General features: G+C 44.7%; 16 protein-coding genes. 10 read left to right on the forward strand and 6 right to left on the reverse strand.

What is annotated here, in order from left to right:
• Positions 1–598 (reverse strand): serine hydrolase domain-containing protein (locus ABWP14_RS09990; RefSeq protein WP_353202827.1); only part of this gene is annotated, 598 nt, incomplete at its 3' end.
• 180 nt (positions 599–778) lie between these two features.
• Here ABWP14_RS09990 and ABWP14_RS09995 point away from each other — a divergent pair.
• The 3 genes from ABWP14_RS09995 to cobA are packed head-to-tail and all read left to right on the forward strand — an operon-like array spanning position 779 to position 3,886.
• The gene (locus ABWP14_RS09995) at positions 779–2,485 is read left to right on the forward strand and encodes a nitrite/sulfite reductase (protein ID WP_353202828.1); all 1,707 of its coding nucleotides are present in this window, start codon (positions 779–781) and stop codon (positions 2,483–2,485) included.
• Positions 2,485–3,054: a DUF934 domain-containing protein gene (locus tag ABWP14_RS10000; protein ID WP_353202829.1), complete on the forward strand. Its 570-nt coding sequence runs from the start codon at positions 2,485–2,487 to the stop codon at positions 3,052–3,054. Before ABWP14_RS09995 ends, ABWP14_RS10000 begins: the two co-directional genes overlap by 1 nt.
• 4 nt (positions 3,055–3,058) lie before the next feature.
• Positions 3,059–3,886 carry a uroporphyrinogen-III C-methyltransferase gene (gene cobA, locus ABWP14_RS10005; RefSeq protein ID WP_353202830.1) on the forward strand — a complete coding sequence of 276 codons (828 nt, stop codon included), beginning with the start codon at positions 3,059–3,061 and terminating at the stop codon, positions 3,884–3,886.
• Here the strand turns inward: cobA and ABWP14_RS10010 are convergent.
• Complete coding sequence (locus ABWP14_RS10010) at positions 3,809–4,171, reverse strand: sirohydrochlorin chelatase (protein ID WP_353202831.1); 363 nt, start codon at positions 4,169–4,171, stop codon at positions 3,809–3,811. The genes cobA and ABWP14_RS10010 overlap by 78 nt on opposite strands.
• Before the next feature lie 71 nt (positions 4,172–4,242).
• Between ABWP14_RS10010 and ABWP14_RS10015 the strand changes: the two genes are divergently transcribed.
• From ABWP14_RS10015 to ABWP14_RS10045, 7 genes are all read left to right on the forward strand, one after another.
• Positions 4,243–5,262, forward strand: a complete 1,020-nt coding sequence (locus tag ABWP14_RS10015) for a calcium:cation antiporter (RefSeq protein WP_353202832.1) — start codon at positions 4,243–4,245, stop codon at positions 5,260–5,262.
• Between the two features lie 148 nt (positions 5,263–5,410).
• Positions 5,411–5,716 (forward strand): hypothetical protein, encoded by a 306-nt coding sequence (locus ABWP14_RS10020; RefSeq protein ID WP_353202833.1) that lies wholly within the window; start codon positions 5,411–5,413, stop codon positions 5,714–5,716.
• Positions 5,716–8,271 carry a glycosyltransferase family 4 protein gene (locus tag ABWP14_RS10025; protein WP_353202834.1) on the forward strand — a complete coding sequence of 852 codons (2,556 nt, stop codon included), beginning with the start codon at positions 5,716–5,718 and terminating at the stop codon, positions 8,269–8,271. The genes ABWP14_RS10020 and ABWP14_RS10025 overlap by 1 nt, the downstream gene beginning before the upstream one ends.
• 5 nt (positions 8,272–8,276) lie before the next feature.
• On the forward strand, positions 8,277–9,116 hold the full coding sequence (locus tag ABWP14_RS10030; RefSeq protein ID WP_353202835.1) for an ABC transporter permease: 840 nt from the start codon (positions 8,277–8,279) through the stop codon (positions 9,114–9,116).
• On the forward strand, positions 9,116–10,333 hold the full coding sequence (locus tag ABWP14_RS10035; RefSeq protein WP_353202836.1) for an ABC transporter ATP-binding protein: 1,218 nt from the start codon (positions 9,116–9,118) through the stop codon (positions 10,331–10,333). Before ABWP14_RS10030 ends, ABWP14_RS10035 begins: the two co-directional genes overlap by 1 nt.
• 36 nt (positions 10,334–10,369) lie before the next feature.
• Positions 10,370–11,227 carry a class I SAM-dependent methyltransferase gene (locus tag ABWP14_RS10040; RefSeq protein ID WP_353202837.1) on the forward strand — a complete coding sequence of 286 codons (858 nt, stop codon included), beginning with the start codon at positions 10,370–10,372 and terminating at the stop codon, positions 11,225–11,227.
• Positions 11,228–11,292: 65 nt separating this feature from the next.
• Positions 11,293–12,180 (forward strand): alpha-mannosyltransferase, encoded by an 888-nt coding sequence (locus ABWP14_RS10045; RefSeq protein ID WP_353202838.1) that lies wholly within the window; start codon positions 11,293–11,295, stop codon positions 12,178–12,180.
• A 21-nt stretch (positions 12,181–12,201) separates the two neighbouring features.
• On the opposite strand, the gene ABWP14_RS10050 is transcribed toward ABWP14_RS10045, so the two are convergent.
• From ABWP14_RS10050 to ABWP14_RS10065, 4 genes are all read right to left on the reverse strand, one after another.
• Entirely contained in the window at positions 12,202–14,280 is a 2,079-nt protein-coding gene (locus ABWP14_RS10050) for an acyltransferase family protein (RefSeq protein ID WP_353202839.1), read from the reverse strand.
• 12 nt (positions 14,281–14,292) lie between these two features.
• Positions 14,293–15,459: a hypothetical protein gene (locus ABWP14_RS10055; RefSeq protein ID WP_353202840.1), complete on the reverse strand. Its 1,167-nt coding sequence runs from the start codon at positions 15,457–15,459 to the stop codon at positions 14,293–14,295.
• A 32-nt stretch (positions 15,460–15,491) separates the two neighbouring features.
• Positions 15,492–16,718: an SGNH/GDSL hydrolase family protein gene (locus ABWP14_RS10060; protein WP_353202841.1), complete on the reverse strand. Its 1,227-nt coding sequence runs from the start codon at positions 16,716–16,718 to the stop codon at positions 15,492–15,494.
• 54 nt (positions 16,719–16,772) lie between these two features.
• Positions 16,773–17,839 (reverse strand): carbamoyltransferase family protein (locus ABWP14_RS10065; RefSeq protein ID WP_353202842.1); only part of this gene is annotated, 1,067 nt, incomplete at its 5' end.

The following is a 17,839-nucleotide window of genomic DNA, read 5'->3' on the forward strand; positions in this document are numbered from 1 at the left end:
CCAACTTATCAATAAACTCTTGATCTGAGAGCTGAAAAGCAGCAACCGCTGAACCTGCTGGATACATTTTATGAACTGGCGTTGCGCCACGTCCACCATAGGTTAAGCCATTGGTATGGCGCATCAAATCTTGTACGGTAATTTGATTTTTTGCAGGAATTAAATTGAGCTTGCCTTCAGCATCAACTTGCCCTACTTTCATATCCTTAAATTGTGGCAACCAATTTGAGATTGGTGCAAGAAGAGGCATCTTGCCTTCTTCATAAAATGTAAGTGCTCCTACTGAGGCCATTACCTTTGTCATCGAAGCTAAATTGAAGATCGCATCTTTTGTCATCGGCTTATTGCTAGCTTTATCTAAATAACCATATGACTTATAGATGCTCAGCTTGCCATTTTTAGCCACTGCCAAAACAGCACCAGGCATTCGATTATTGGCAATTTCATCTGCAAAAAATGCATCAATCCGCTTTAAGCCTTCTTGCGAAAACCCTTTCCCCGCATTCATAGGCAGCGGTGTTTTAGGGGCATCTGCCGCAAATAGGGTTGCGCTCACCAATAAACCGGCAATAAGGCCGGTAGCCTGAAGTTTTTTCATCTTTTCTCCCGATGTTTTATGAATTTTTAATTGTTATAAAGGAAATGAATCCCTATACGCATTGAAGCAGAGTTTTTGAGCTTTAGCCTTAGGGAATATTTCTATATACCAATATTAGTATATAGAAAGGACTTTTAATTCTTTTGAGAAATATCTATTAAATATGACAATGGCGCTCTTATGTACAAATATGACGCCATTGACCAAACCCTTGTAGATCAGCGGGTTGCCCAATTTCGGGATCAAGTAGCAAGGCGCTTAAATGGCAGCTTAGCCGAGGAAGAATTCCGCCCCTTACGCCTACAAAATGGTCTTTATCACCAGCGTCATGCCTACATGCTGCGGGTTGCCATCCCCTATGGCTTATTGAACAGCAAACAATTACGAACCCTAGCTGTAATCGCTCAACAATATGATCGGGGTTATGGTCATTTCACTACCCGTCAAAACATTCAATACAACTGGGTCAATTTAGAAGAAACGCCTGATATTTTGGCCGAGCTTGCCAAAGTAGAGATGCACGCCATTCAAACATCGGGCAACTGCATCCGCAATATCACTAGCGATGCATTTGCTGGTGTAGCTGCAGATGAGTATGTAGACCCTCGCCCAGTTTGTGAACTACTTCGTCAATGGTCAACACTGCATCCTGAATTTGCACACCTACCACGCAAATTCAAATTTGCAATCAATGGCGCGAAAGAAGACCGTACAGTCTTGCTGTGCCATGACGTGGGGATTGAACTGAAGAAAAACTCTGCTGGTGAGTTACTAGCAAACATCTATGCCGGTGGTGGTATGGGGCGTACACCGATTTTAGGCTCGCTCATTAAAGAAGATTTGTCATGGCAACTGCTACCTAGCTACTTGACCGCCCTACTGCGTGTTTATAACCGCTTTGGTCGTCGCGATAATCTCTACAAAGCCCGTATCAAGATCTTAGTGAAAGCTCTGGGACCTCAAGAGTTCGCTCGCCAAGTAGAGGGTGAATGGATCCATATTGCGAAAAGTGATGACAACTTTACTCAATCAGAATGGGATCGGGTAGCACAGCATTTCAGAAGGCCCGCTTATAAAGCTTTAATTACTCTTTCAACTGAAGATCTCTTATCTAATCTGCCTATTACTGAAAAAGTAGCTTTTGCTCGTTGGCATGAGCGTAATGTTAGAGCCCATCAGGTGCCAGGCTATGCCAGCGTCATCCTCTCTTTAAAACACCATGGCATTGCACCAGGCGATGCTTCATCAGGGCAAATGAACGCGATTGCGGATTTGGCTGATCAATATAGCTTTGGAGAATTGCGTATTACGCATGAACAAAATTTAGTGTTAGCGGACGTAGAGCAGACTCAACTGTTTTCCTTATGGCAAGCAGCGAAGAAGCAAAAAGTTGCTCTGCCGAATATTGGCCTGCTGACCGATATCATTGCTTGCCCTGGTGGGGATTTTTGCTCTCTTGCCAATGCAATGTCTTTACCAATTGCCAAGGCAATTCAAGAGCGCTTCGATGACTTAGATTATTTATATGACCTAGGCGATATTAGTCTTAATATCTCCGGCTGCATTAACTCCTGCGGCCATCATCACGTTGGCAATATCGGCATACTTGGCGTCGACAAAGATGGTGAAGAGTGGTATCAAATCACCCTGGGTGGTGAACAAGGTAATGAGGCTGCAATCGGCAAAGTGATCGGTCCGTCTTTTTATGCCGATGAAATCCCTGATGTCATGACTAGCATTATCAATACTTATATTGGGCAACGTAGTCATGATGAGTCCTTCATTCAGACTTATCGTCGCTTAGGAGTAACTCCTTTTAAAGAAGCTGCATACAGTAATGCAAAGGCAAAAGTTCAGAAGCAAGATGCCCTAGGAGTGCCTGCTTAATGACAACTGCTACGCAAATTCAATTGAATCCTCGGATCATTTACTTTCCGAAAGAAGGCGAGCCCTCCCTCATTCAAAATGAATGGCAGGTTTGGTATGGCGAGCAAGATGAAGGGGGTATTCCGGATCTTGGGTATGGTGATCAAAAAGTGTTAGTGCCTTCTCATTGGTGGATTACGCACCACAAAAATCCTGACATCATCGAGCGCGCTAACAATGGTGAAATCGGTGTGTGGTTTGCTGCCGATGACGATATTCTCAAGCATGCCGACATGATTGAAGCAGGCAAAGAGCTCTGGCCTTTGGTTGCTGCACACTTTCCCATTTTTAGAGATGGTAGAAGTTTTAGTACAGCCGCTTTATTACGTGATCGCCTTGGCTGGCAAGGTGAAGTGAGGGCAATTGGTGATGTCTTAATTGATCAGCTACTCCAAGGTGCACGAGTAGGCTTTGATAGCTTTGAGCTACGTCCAGATCAAAACTTGGAACTTGGCTTAAATCAATTTAATTTGTTTAGCGTCACTACTCAAAACAGTTGGCGCGGCAAGCGCTCGCTTTTAGAGGCTTGAAGAAATGAAGCTGAATAATGCTCTCGGTAAAGTCTATTTGGTAGGCGCTGGTCCTGGCGCTGCTGATCTCATAACTGTTCGTGGCGCAAAGTTACTAGCGAAGGCAGGCATTGTATTCCATGATGCTTTAGTTGAACCAGAGATGCTGGCGCTGTGCCCACAAGCTACTTTAGTACCAGTAGGTAAACGCTGCGGCAAATTATCTTCTGCTCAACACTTTATTAACAAGCGCCTAGTGGATGCCGCTTACAAATATCAAACGATTGTTCGGCTCAAGGGCGGTGATCCGATGTTGTTTGGCCGTGCAGATGAGGAGTTGAGCTCACTAAAGGATGCCGGAATTGAAGTGGAAGTGGTTCCTGGTATTACTGCTGCCCTCGCTGCTGCTGCCAGCATTGGTCAATCACTCACCTTACGTGGCGTCTCGCGCAGTGTTGCCTTTGTAACGCTAGCGCAAGCCACAGAAAATTCAGGATTTGGACAGCCGCTTGCCAATCCATCGGCCGATACTTTGGTGTATTACATGGGTCGCAAAGATGCATCACGAATTGCACAACAGCTGATTGAGCAAAGCCCTAATCATGGGATCAACACTCCTGTGCAAATATTAGAAGCCGTGAGTACGCCGCGTGAACGTCAATGGGGTAGCACTCTTTCTGAACTGGCGGCAGGCAAAGCGGATCAATGGTTTGATCGTAGCTCACCAGCGCTCATCATGATTGGTGAAGCTCTAAAACAAAACGCCACTACTTCCTTAGAGGGCTCTAGCCCCGAAATCAACAACCGCTTGCAAGACAGTCAGGTCTTCGCCCACAGCAGGCGTTGCGCTTAGCGTGATGTTGGGGTATTGCTTTTGGCATGCCTCTAGTAGCGCTGGAAAATCATTTCGCAAGTGGCCGCCCTGCCCAAAAAAGACTGGTACTACCGTAATTTGAGTTGCCCCTTTTGCGCTTAAAGTACTGACAGCCTCTTGCAATGAGGGCTGCATCATTTCTAAAAAGGCTAGCTCTACCGGGGTGTTTGGGTGCTGCGCTTGCCACAACTGAGCCAAGCGACTAAAGGGCTCACGCCAACGACTATCTCTTGCTCCGTGCCCGAATAGAATCATTGCTTTCATATATTTCATCTTTATTTGTAAAGTACTATAAGCTTACCCTTTATTGACCCTCCTCGCCTCGGCCGACTGCTATGACAGATTTACTAAATCAAACTTGGGTTATTGCTTTACTTGGGGCCACTCTGATTGGCGCAGTACTCTTAGCAGTTCATCATGCCGAGCTGATCGCCCATAAGATTGGTGAGCCTTTTGGAACTTTGGTACTTGCTCTTAGTGTTACCGTCATTGAAGTAGCGCTGATCGTTTCAATGATGCTAGCCGGCAATGAGGGCTCAGAATTTATTGCGCGTGACGCCATCTTTGCTACGGTCATGATCATCATGAATGGTGTTATTGGCCTCTGTATTTTTGTCGGCGGTCTCACACATCATGAAATGTCTTTCCGTAATGAGGGTACCAATTCTGCCTTGGCAGTATTAACTGCATTAGCCACTTTCATTTTAGTAATGCCCGTGGTGACAGTTAGTACTGCGGGCCCTACCTTTAGCGTGAGTCAATTAGCTTTTGCTGGAATTGCCTCTTTTATGTTGTATGGCGCATTCTTATTTTTCCAAACGGTGACTCATCGCGATTACTATCTTCCAAAATCTAAGAAAGATAAAACCGATCACAGCGTCCATGCTCCTAAACCCAGTAATCTAAAAACAATCGTCAGTGCTGTGCTTCTTCTAGTGACATTAGTAGCTGTTGTTGGATTAGCTAAAGCACTGAGTCCTGCTATTGAAGCTGGAGTGAAGGCAGTGGGTGCGCCTAAAACGATTGTGGGTATTGCCATCGCACTTTTAGTACTTTTGCCTGAGAGCTTTGCTGCTGTCCGTGCTTCCCGCGCTAATCGTTTACAAAGTAGTTTGAACTTAGCCCTAGGATCTGCTCTAGCGAGTATTGGATTAACCATTCCAGCTGTGGCTGCCATCGCGATTATTTTTGATCTACCACTCAGCTTGGGCATCAGCTCACTCAATATGATTTTGATGTATCTCTCCTTCTTTATAGGAGCGCTGACCTTAGCCATTGGTAGGACTACCGTCCTTCAAGGCGTGGTCCATCTGATCATTTTCTTTGAGTATCTCTTTTTAAGCTTAGTCCCCTAAGAGCTAATTTGGGCTTTTAAGGCTAGCCAGATGCCTATATTTACGGAATTGGGGCCCATAAACCCAATATAATTGGGGCCTATTGACCATTTTCGGTATCAGATTAAGAGTTTCTGACAGAAGCAGAGATTCCCCGAAACCACATTACATGAAAAAAGCCCTAAAACGCCATATCTTAAGCACCCTAAAGCATGGCTTAGCTTTTTTAGACAAAAACCCTGCCTTACGTCGGCAGGTCTATTTCTTCATCTGCAAATACGGCATGTACAACTTTCTGAAGAAGTTTTACGCCAGTCGTTTGCAGCAAGCATCGGTGAATCAATTTTCCCCACTCATGGTTGGGCCGGTTGTCGTGCTCGATATTTCGCAAGAACAACTTTCTGAACACGCTCAATCTATTTTTCATGAGCTCAAGTCCTCATCCGCAGATCAATCTTCATCAAAGGCTCACTAATGCGGATTGTGATTGACTTACAAGGGGCACAAAGTAATAGTCGTTTTAGAGGTATTGGTCGCTACTCCACTTCTTTAGCTCAGGCAATTATTCGTAATCGTGGTGAGCATGAGGTCATTATTGTTTTGAATGGCCTTTTTCCAGACGCCACACAATTTATCAAGAGTCAATTTGAAGGCTTATTGCCTCCTGAAAATATTCGGATTTGGTATGCGCCTGGCCCAGTGATGGAATGCCAAGCGGGCACGGATTTACGACGTGAAGGTGCTGAACTCGTTCGTGAAGCGTTTATTGCCAGTCTGCAGCCAGATATCGTCCATATCAGTAGTCTATTTGAGGGCTTTGGCGACAATACAGTTACTAGCGTAGGTAAATTTGATGCCGACACCCCAGTCAGCATTTCTTTCTATGACTTAATCCCTTTCTTAAATTCAAAAGAGTATTTAGAGGTTGATCGTTTCTATGCGACCTACTACTTACGGAAGTTGGAATACCTTAAAAGAGCTTCCTTACTCTTGAGCATTTCAGAATTCTCAAGGTCTGAAGGTTTAGAGCATTTAGATTTTTCACCAGAAGAGATTGTGAATATCTCTTCGGCTGCCGAACCTTTCTTTAGCGATGCCGCGCCAGCAACAGATCCCATTGCTCTAAAAGAAAAGTTTGGTATTACCCGCCCATTCGTTTTATATACCGGCGGTGCTGATCCCCGTAAGAATCTCACTCGCTTACTCGAGGCCTATGCACAGATTCCTGCAGAGCTGCGTCTTCAGCATCAACTTGTTTTAGCAGGCCGTATTGATCGCGCAGAGCATCTGGCGCTTCTCAAAGGCATTAAAGCCTCGGGCATGAATCCGGATGAAGTCGTTTTTACCGAATACATTAGCGATGATGAATTACAAACCCTGTATTACAGCTGTAAATTGTTTGTGTTCCCATCATGGCACGAGGGCTTTGGCTTACCTGCCTTAGAGGCTATGAAATGCGGTGCTGCAGTGATCTCCTCAAATACATCTAGCTTGCCTGAAGTGGTCAATCTTGAAGAGGCACTGTTTGATCCTCTCTCGACTGAATCGATTAGCGCAAAGATTTCAGAGTTCTTATCGAATCCAGCCTTGATCGAGCGTATGAAAGCGCATGCCAAAGTGCAGGCACCTTTGTTCTCTTGGGATACAAGTGCGCAAAAAGCGATTGCAGGCTTTGAGGCATTAATGGCACAGCGTCAAGCTGCCGGCATTCAAACACCAAAACTGGCTAAGGCCGCTATTCTGAAAAAGTTAATTGCTGATTTAGGCAAACTTTCTTTTGATGGTAAGCGCTATAAGGAAGTCGATCTTCTGCAGTTCTCTGCTTGCTTGGCCCAGAACTTCCCCGTAGAGCCTCGCAAGCCTCAAATCTTGATTGATATCTCAGAGCTAGTAAAGCGTGATGCTAAGACAGGTATTCAGCGTGTAGTGCGTTCACTTCTGACTGAAATGCTCTTAAACCCGCCAGCGGGCTATGACGTTCATCCCATTTACGCTAATCAACTGACCTTGGGCTATCGCTACGCTAATCGCTTCAAGAAGAAATTCTTTGCCAGCGAGGTAGAAAAGCAAAGTATGGGCGAGAGTAATACGAATAATATTGAAGACCCGATCATCGAAACTCAGCCAGGTGATATTTTCTTGGGCATCGATTTGCAAGCGGATATTGTGCAAGCCCAGAAGCAATACCTGTCTGCTATCAAGTTAAGCGGTACGAAAGTGTATTTCGTGGTGTATGACTTATTACCAATTCTGTTCCCCAATGCCTTTCCAAGTGCAGCCGAATTGAATCATCGCCAATGGCTCTTAGAGATTAGTAAATTTGATGGGATTATTTGTATCTCTAAAGCGGTCGCTGATGACTATCGCAAATGGGCTAAGGTTAATATCCCTGATCTTCCGAAACAATTTGATGTCGCCTGGTTCCACTTGGGAGCCGATATTGAAAACTCGGTTCCCACATCCGGCTTACCAGCAAATGCTAGCGAAGTGATTACCAAGATTAATGCGCAACCGAGCTTTGTCATGATTGGTACATTGGAGCCCCGCAAAGGCTACAGCCAAACTCTGCCTGCCTTTGAAAAACTGTGGGCCAAAGGTGCTCAAGTCAATTTAGTGATCATCGGTAAAAAAGGTTGGATGGTTGATGAATTAGTCAGCCATATTGAAAGTCACCCAGAATTAAATAAACGACTTTTTTGGCTAGACAGTATTAGTGATGAGTACTTAGATCAGATTTACTCGGCTAGTACCTGCCTCATTGCCGCTTCTGATGGTGAAGGCTTTGGTCTGCCTCTGATCGAAGCGGCTAGAAGACATGTTCCAATTATTGCCAGAGATATTCCGGTCTTTAAAGAAGTGGCTGGAGAGCATGCCTTCTATTACAGAGCCGCCAAGCCCGAAGAGATGACACAGGCTATTGAGGCATGGCTCGATTTAAATGCCAAAGGTGCCCATCCCCGCTCAGACAAGATGCCTTGGCTGACCTGGAAAGAAAGTGCCCAGTCAGTTCTCAAAACCTTATTAAACTAGGGCCAATGCTCAATTCAAATACACGCTCCCCAGGCTTATTCACCTCTATTGCCTCACTATGGCAATACCGGGCATTTATCCTGGGTAGCACTAAACGAGAATTCCAAACCAAGTACAAGAACTCACTACTGGGTTTTGCATGGCCCATTATTAACCCCCTTGCACTGATTGTGGTTTACGCACTTGTGTTCTCGAAGGTAATGGGAGCTCGTTTACCTGGTGCTGCTGGCGAAGGCAGCGCTAGTCTTTACTCTTACAGTATTTACTTATGTATCGGTGTGATTGTTTGGACACTCTTTTCCGAACTGACCTCACGTGCCCAAGTCGTCTTTCTAGAGAATGCCAATCTTCTCAAGAAACTCAATTTTCCACGCCTTTGTCTGCCGGTCATCGTCATTCTCAATGCGGGCCTGAACTTCATCATTATCTTTGCCCTCTTTACACTCTTTTTGCTGGTGACCAATAACTTTCCTGGTTACTGCTTCTTAGCGGTCATCCCTTTACTCATTATCTTAATTACTTTCTCGATCGGCTTGGGAATGACCTTGGGCGTTCTCAATGTCTTCTTTAGAGATATTGGTTACTTTTATACCGTGGCTCTCCAGTTTTGGTTCTGGCTCACGCCGATTGTGTATTCAACCAATATCCTTCCTGAAAAAATTCGCTTTTTAGTGTCGTTTAATCCACTGACCAATTTGCTACAAGCTTTTCAGGGCATCTTCGTCAACCACCAATGGCCAGATTGGTCTAGCCTGTGGTTTATCTGCGTCTTGGCGGTATTACTCAATATCAATGGCTTTCGCTTATTTCGTAAGCGTTCCGGTGAAATGGTGGACTTACTCTAATGTCACAGATCATCGTTCGCAATCTCGGTAAAGCGTATAAGCGCTACCCATCTAAATGGTCACGCCTCGCTGAATGGATCATTCCGTTTAGTAAAGATCGTCATACCTTGAACTGGGTATTACAAGATCTCAATTTCACGGTCAATCCTAGTGAAGCTGTCGGCATTATTGGTGTCAATGGTGCTGGTAAGAGCACGCTTCTTAAAATGATCTCGGGCACTTCACAGCCTACTACTGGTTCAGTAGAGATGAGTGGCAAGGTTGCTGCTCTGCTTGAGTTGGGTATTGGCTTTCATGCGGATTTCACTGGCAGGCAAAATGCCTATATGGCTGGCCAGTTACTCGGTTATAGCGTGGATCAGATCACCGCGATGATGCCAGCCATCGAAGAATTTGCTGAGATCGGCGAATATATTGATCAACCAGTACGCTTCTACTCCAGCGGTATGCAAATGCGTTTGGCATTTAGTGTGGCAACTGCAGAGCGTCCTGATGTCCTGATTGTGGATGAGGCCTTATCCGTAGGTGATACCTACTTTACCCATAAGTGCTTTGATCGCATACGCGAATTCCGTAAGCATGGCACCACGCTACTCATTGTTTCTCATGACAAGATGGCCATTCAATCGATTTGTGATCGGGCGATCTTGCTGAACCAAGGCAAAGTAGCCATTGAAGGTCAACCAGAAATGGTGATGGACTATTACAACGTCTTATTGGCCGATCGCGAAAATCAAAACGTTCGACAAGAAATCACCCAATCTGGCAAAGTCAAAACCACTTCTGGCAGTGGTGAAGCGACGATTATGGACGTGGCGATACTCAATAATGAAGGTAAACGGATTGAGGTCCTTCAAGTAGCGCAAGAAGTCACCCTATCTACTAAGGTACGCTGCAATCAAGCCATAGATGAATTGGTCCTGGGTTATATGTTCAAAGACCGTTTGGGCCTACCGGTTTACGGCACCAATACCTTTCATCTGAATAAGACCCTTAAGAACTTAGCTGCAAGTGCCGAAATTGAGTTTAACTTCCGCTTTATTGCTAATTTTGGTCCTGGAACCTACTCACTTGCATTATCTTTACATGCATCTGACAATCACATAGCCAATAACTATGAATGGCGTGATCATGCCCTGGTATTTACCGTCATTAATAGTAAAGAACATTTTGAAGGGGTAGCTTGGCTACCTCCGACAGTTGAGATTAAGCAGTAAGTCATTTCAGAAGCAGACAACACTATTTAAAAACGCATGAGCTCAGATCAAAATAACTTCTACAAAGCATTTGAAGATCAGCATCGCGGATCACGCGAGACGATTAAATCTCGCCTTGCGGTTTACATGCCCTTTATTCAAAAGATTCAGGAAGTGCATCCCAATGCGACTGCGCTCGATTTGGGGTGTGGCCGTGGAGAGTGGCTTGAGCTACTAAAAGATCATCAACTTAGCGCCTCAGGCATTGATCTTGATGACGGCATGTTGTCTGCTTGCAGAAGTCGCGGTCTCAATGTGCAAACTGGCGATGCGATTGCGCACCTCAAATCTTTACCAGCCGATAGCCTCAGTATTGTGTCGGGATTTCATATTGCTGAGCATTTGTCTTTGGGAGACTTAGAGGCTCTGATTAAAGAAGCCTTACGGGTTTTGAAACCTGCGGGACTATTAATTCTAGAGGCGCCCAATACTGAGAACTTAGTAGTGGGCACCTCAAGCTTCTATTTAGATCCTACTCATCAGCGCCCTTTGCCGTCTGCTCTATTGAGCTTTTTAGTAGGCTACCTTGGCTTTACCAGATCCAAGGTATTGGGTGTTCAAGAATCAGTGCCACTCAGAGAAGAACATGGTCCTGCTAGTCTATTTGCCGTGCTGTCTGGTGTCAGCCCAGACTATGCCGTGATTGCTCAAAAAGCTGGTAATGCTTCTACCGTAGCCAGTTTTGACGCGGTCTTTGCCAAGGAATATGGTCTCACCCTAGAGCTATTAGCAAATCGCTACCAAGAGCGATTTGATGTGATGGAGCGCAAGACCCAAATGCTAGAGGCGCGTCTAAATCGCATCTGGAAATTACTAGAACCTTTAAAGTGGGCCCAGTCACTCTTCAAAAAATAATCTGCAGTAGTCATTAATATCGCCTAGTCAACAAAACACCTGCTATTTACCTATAAAGTTATTTCATGAGTAATTCTTCTTCGCGTGGCCTAGTCACTAGCATTCCAGAGCGTTATGTACAGTTTGCCCTCTTTAACCTCAAGAAGATTTATAGCGAGCTAGGCTGCCAACTCCCAATCGAAATCTGGGAAGTCGGAAATGAATTGAGCACCGAGTCTAAGCAAAAAATTAATGCGATTACGGACAAGATTATTTGGCGTAATGTTTCTGAATTTACTTCTGACCTTACTCACTGGAAAGGCTTTCAGGTAAAGGCCTTTATCGTTGCCAACAGTTCATTTAATGAGGTCTTGTTATTCGATGCCGATGGGATCTTCCATCAAAACCCAGAAAACCTCTTTAGTGATGCCGGCTACCAAGAGACGGGTTTTTATCTCTTTAGGGATCTCAAGCGCTGGGTCTTTGAATTTAATTGGTATGACAAGTTGATATACCAATTAGGACTGCGCAAACCTTTTAAAGGCAATAAATTCCGTAACTATGCGTTTTATCAGCAGCGCCAAAATTGGTTGCGTCGCTGCCTGAATAATCAGAAGCCGAATAACTTCCCGATAGAGTGGGATTACATCTGGAAAGATGGCATTCCGGCTGAGCCAGTCATTGAAACTTATGTTGATAGCGGCGTAGTTGCGATCAATCGTAGCAAGCACCCACAGACGATTAAGTGCTTGTATGAACTGAACAATAATCACCCTGATACCTATCAATACGTTTGGGGTGACAAAGAAACCTTCTGGATCTCCGCCCTCATGGCTAAGGAACCATTTACGGTTAACCCACAATGGGCCTACGAAGAAGCTTCAGATAACAGCGAAGGCTGGAAAACCAAGAAGGATCTGATTTGCCAAGCTTGGGACGGCAAACTCTTCTTCACCCAAAAGGGCGTGGTTTAAGCCAAGCAAATTTTCAATAGATTATTTGGCGGGTTGGTCTCTAAGCCACTCATTCAGCGGCCGGCCAATCAAGCCTGCGGAGTAATCAGAGATATGGTCTGAGAAGCTATAGAGCAATCGACCATTTTTTGAAATCTCGCACAGGCCTTTTTTCTCATCACACAGAATCGGCGTCGTGTAAAAGATAGTGACTGTGCCAGGATTATTTTTTTCCAGCTTAGCCAATAGACGTCTATATTGTTCAGTACGATGCAGATGTTGATCCACGGTTAATACACAACGGGGGTTAAGCTTTTTGGGAAAGAAATAATTAATCGCTGCAATCGTACTCTTTCTTTGCAAGCAATCTTCCGGGAAAGCCAGCGTCGGATTATCTTCCAAGATCACTATTTTCTTACCGGCAGCCTTTAAGGGATTAATAGCGTTTTGAACTGCTTCATAAGCCACATCAAAGTTTGGTGAAGCCTCCAAATCGTCTAAAAATTTCTTTTCATTTAAGCCGAATAAGTTACGACTAGCGCCTACAAATAAAACAGTCTCAATCTTTTTGTTTTGAGCTAGCGCGTTCATCGCGTACTCGCTAGAGGGCATGACTTTTTTATAGATGGGATTATTAGAAACAATAATCGACACACCACTCTTACCATTTGGACCACCAATAAAGAGCCATCGGCCTGCCTCATTAGAGGTTCGAACCAAACCTCTAAAGATCGATTCAGCATGACTATCTCCAACCATGGCGTATTTGAGTGATGGACGGCTATCGCGTAAACAGGTGCCAAACCAAGATTTATCAATCGATGGAGAATTAGCTAACCCACAATCATCAATCAGGTCAACTCCAGCGACTCCGTCATAGCCTGACTCGGGGTCAATATTGATCTTATTGACTAGACGTGAGTGGCTACCATTTTTGTAGTTGGCTACATAACCCGCAAGACCAATCAAGAAAAGGCCTACAACAAGGGCAATAGTGATAGTTTTTTTACTAACAAACCATCTCCCAAGGAAAGTGATATTAAATTGAATTCCATTTCCAAAGCGAATCGGCTTTTCTACAAATCGATACGTCAGCCAAGATAGAAGAATAGATAGGACTACCACCCCAATCCGAATCTCTAACTCAGGAACACTGCTACTCAGAATACGGGAAAAAGAAAGCAGCGGCCAATGCCAGAGATAGAGTGGATAACTAATTAAGCCAAACCACACCAAAACTGAGTTGCCCAATATCATTCGGTTAAACCAAGCGCTTGGACCTGCTTTGATCATCAAGGCGGCGCCTAAGGTTGGTAATAGCGCCCAGCCACCTGGAAAGCCACTGTCTTTATTGATCAATAACAGGCCAGTGAAAAACAAGCCACAGCCTATCCATGAATAGGTATTAGCCTGAGAAACTGAGCTGACTACAAGCTTTGGATACTTTGTATGAAATACTGTGACATAAGCCAACACAGAACCGATGAGCAATTCCCAAAAGCGCGTTAGTGGTGAGTAAAAAGTAGCAACAGGATCTATTGAGATGCTATACAAATTCCATGCAAAAGAAGTGATAGCAATTATCACAATGATCGGGAGGATGCGCAGGCGTAAGCGCCACGCAGCCCAGAGAATCGGTGGCCAGACGATATAGAACTGCTCCTCTATTCCTAAACTCCATAAATGGAGTAAAGGCTTAGTGTCGGATAAGTTATCAAAGTAGCCACTCTCACTCCACAAAATGAAATTGGCAATGAATCCTGCACCACCAGCAATGTGCTTACCGAGTTGCTTGTACTCACTCACAAATAGAATGCACCAGCCCAAGATGAACGAGGTAAGTAGCACCAAGATCAATGCTGGGAAGATGCGGCGTACACGACGCGCGTAAAAGTCTATAAAACTAAAGCTACCCTGCTCTAGCTTTTCAAAGATGATGGTTGAGATTAAGAAGCCGGAGATGACAAAAAAGACATCCACCCCAATAAAACCACCAGAGATAAACTCTGGAAAAGCATGGAATAAGACCACTGATAACACTGCAAATGCTCTGAGGCCATCGATATCAGAACGATATTGATGATTCGGCAATTCAGGAATTTTGGGTATCGCGTTAGACATCAATGTCGTTGATTACTTTAGACGCCAGGCTTCTAGATAGCCTGCAGGATCTTGAGTCCACCACCAAAAGACTTTATGTTCGCCCACAGTGTGTGGAATACGCCAATAAAATGTATATGGTACGGCTAAACACACAATCAGCATTACAGTGACCAAGGAATAACAACGAGGGGTACTTGATCCTTTTAGACTGAAAAAGGTAATAAAAAATAACATCCCAGAAATATGAATCCAACGACCCCAGTCAATCGCAATGCCATACAGTGGTACTGTTAAGACCAAGGTAAGGATCATCGCTAGTAATAAATGATGTTTTGTTAAGCCAGCAACCCATCTACCGTAGCAATAGATCGGGATCATGGTGAGCAGCAGTAAAGGGGTAAAAGACTTAATAAATCCAATATGCGCCTTAGGATGTTTACCAGCTAGCAGGTGAATGGCATCACATCCTAGTGAGCCGTTCACACTCCAAGGATTCAGACTTGCGCAAATGGCATCTGCCGTTTCTTTATTGCCTTTGAAAAAGACATAGAGCACCGCTAATACCAATAATGAAATAAGGTATGGAATGAAAACGGTGAGGAAGTCACTTTTATTGAAACCCCGCTTCAGATACAAAGGCAGATAAAAGAATGGGAAGAAAAAGATGAGGCCCTCATGCGCAAAAGCCATGACCGTCATCACAATGATGAGATAGTAAAAATCCCATCTCTTGAATATCGATTTAGAAGGCGACTTACTAAAGACCTGCAAGAAAGCAAAAAAGGCAAAGCTAGCAAAGAGCAGGATTTCTTTCCGGCCTGAGCCTCCTGGATCATTCAGATCGAACATCAAGGCCCAAGGCGAAATCAACAGCAGAACCTCGATGAGTCCAATCCCTTTAACGAATGCTAGCAGCAGAATAGATCCACACAGAACGGCATAGGCTATGTATTTACTGGCGAGCACTACATCGACTGGGCTAGTGCCAAACCAGTGATGGATTTGGATAGAAATTTCACCAAAGAGGCCTCGGCGCACTAAGCCATTGGTGTAATTGATTAACCAGTCCCCTGTGATGTAGCCATGATGCTTAAAATCAAACTGAATCTCATTGACGCGTAAGAAGTAGAGATAGAGTACTGCGCATAGCGCTACTAAGCTAATGAGTCTAAGGATGGAGAACTTACGTGAGCTCATGAATAGGCAAAATAGTTGGCTTTGATGTTTGCTTATTTAGCAATATTACTCATCAAAAGCTTGGCACGGGCTAAATTAGCTGCACCAGTCGGATGCTTATCCAACTCATGAATATAGTAATTACGTGCCAGTAACTCGTTCTTATCCGCTAAGGTCATATCAATCACATTGATACCCATAGCTTTAATAGCGGCCATGATTTTGTCATTGTTATAGCTACCAACAAACCACTGATCATCCGCCTTAATAAATCCAACTACTAAATCTTCGCCACGCTTCTTGGATTCCGCCGCAATCGTCTTAAGTACACCCAAGTAAATTTCTAATTGCTTATCTTGATCGGAGGTGACAAGCAGGCTATCTTGAATCAAATTAAATACTTTTGAGGAGGTAATGAGTCCGCGCAGGGCTTTGGGTGAATGCTCTACCCATCCAAAAGAGCGGCAATAACCATCCCGCTTTACTAGGCCATCAGACTGCAGCTCATATTTGGGTGAGCCCAAACTAAAGAAGTCGGCACAGCCCACACGACTGGAATGCCATGGGGCTGTCAATACAACATTAAGATTTGCCTTGGTATCGAGCTCACTTTGCAAAACCGCCAAACCTTGATGAATACCCCATCCATGGATGCCATAGTTCTTGACTTTAAGCGGCGCCCACTTGCCTGCGCCCTGCTGTTGACTATTGACTAAATCACCCACGTAATACGCCATGGTCTCGTTATCAGACACACCTTCACCAAAGGTAAAGGAGTCGCCCAAAAAATTCATGCGATAGGTCTGCTTGTCGCCATATTTAGGTGTCACCCTAAATCCATCGGGGCCGATGGTAAATACCGTGTCATAAAGTACATCACCATTGGAAGCAATTTTCTTAGCCGTAAAGACGCCTGGCTTTGGTTGACTACCAAATTGGCCTAAATGCCAATATGCTGGCGTGTTGTAGGTCTGAGCACTATCAAAGTAGGCGTAGATCGATTTATCTTTGGCAGTATTAATTCCAGAATCAGGCTTTTTAGCAATGAGGGCCGGCAAATAACCCAAAGCAGTTTCGGCAATTGCTAGAGTCACCACAATCGATATCGTAGCGATAACGGTATTTCTGAGAAAGCACGTGAGTACCGCAAGGGACATGAGCGCTACGCTCAGGGCCCATAAGAAGCTAGCAACGCTGCGTTGTGTATAGGCGTTAAAAAACAAATAAGCGGCCAAGGCCGCTAAGATTGCTGGGAATAGGAGTTTTTTCAGCGTCTTCATTGATATCCCGTATCGAATGTGTGTTGGATTAAATTCGCTCGTACTTGATCTAACTCAATCCAACTCGTAAGCATTTTTGTAATCGAGCTTCAGTGCAGGGTCTTGATCTTCCTTGCGCATAATCGAATTACCCACGACTAAGAACTCAATCTCGGTACCCATTAAGCAGCGGAAGGCATCCTCAGGGGTACACACAATCGGCTCACCACGCACATTAAAGGAGGTATTGACGACCACTGGGCAACCCGTGATCTCTTTAAACTTAGTGACCAAGGCATGGTACTTCGGATTGGTTTGCTGATGAATAGTTTGTACGCGTGCCGAGTAATCTACGTGTGTTACTGCAGGGATTTTCGAGCGAGGTACGTTTAACTTTTCAATACCAAAGAGTTTCTTCTCTTCTTCAGACATTACTAAGCGCTTGGACTCATTGACGTCAGCAACCAAAAGCATATAGGGGCTATCGGTGTTGATATCAAACCACTCAGAGACATCTTCACGCAAAACACTAGGGGCAAATGGTCTAAATGACTCGCGATACTTCACCTTGAGATTCAAGAGCTTTTGCGCAGTCGGTGAACGTGCATCCGCCAATATAGAACGAGCGCCTAAAGAGCGTGGGCCAAACTCCATGCGGCCTTGATGCCAGCCTACTGCTTTGTCATCTGCTAATGCTTGAGCCGTTAAGGTGATGATTTCTTCATCAGAATGATTAGTGAACTTCGCACCAACTGCTGCTAAACGTTTTTCAATATCGGATTGCTCAAACTCAGGACCTAAGTAAGAGCCTTTCATACCATCTTGCAATGCTGGATTAACCGTGCGTGGTAATCCCAACATCATGTAATACGCCGCTAAGGCAGCGCCAACTGCACCACCTGCATCACCTGCCGCAGGCTGAATCCAAATATTGTCAAAAATGCTTTCACGTAAGAGCTTGCCATTAGCAACACAGTTGAGCGCTACACCACCAGCTAGGCACAAATTAGTTTGACCAGTCGATTTACGAATACCACGCGCTAACTTAATCACTACTTCTTCAGTGACTGCTTGAATTGAAGCAGCCAAATCCATCTCACGTTGCGTCAGCATCGTTTCTTCGCTGCGACGTGACCCACCAA

The sequence above is a fragment of the Polynucleobacter sp. genome, from assembly GCF_040400325.1.
Lineage (GTDB): Bacteria > Pseudomonadota > Gammaproteobacteria > Burkholderiales > Burkholderiaceae > Polynucleobacter.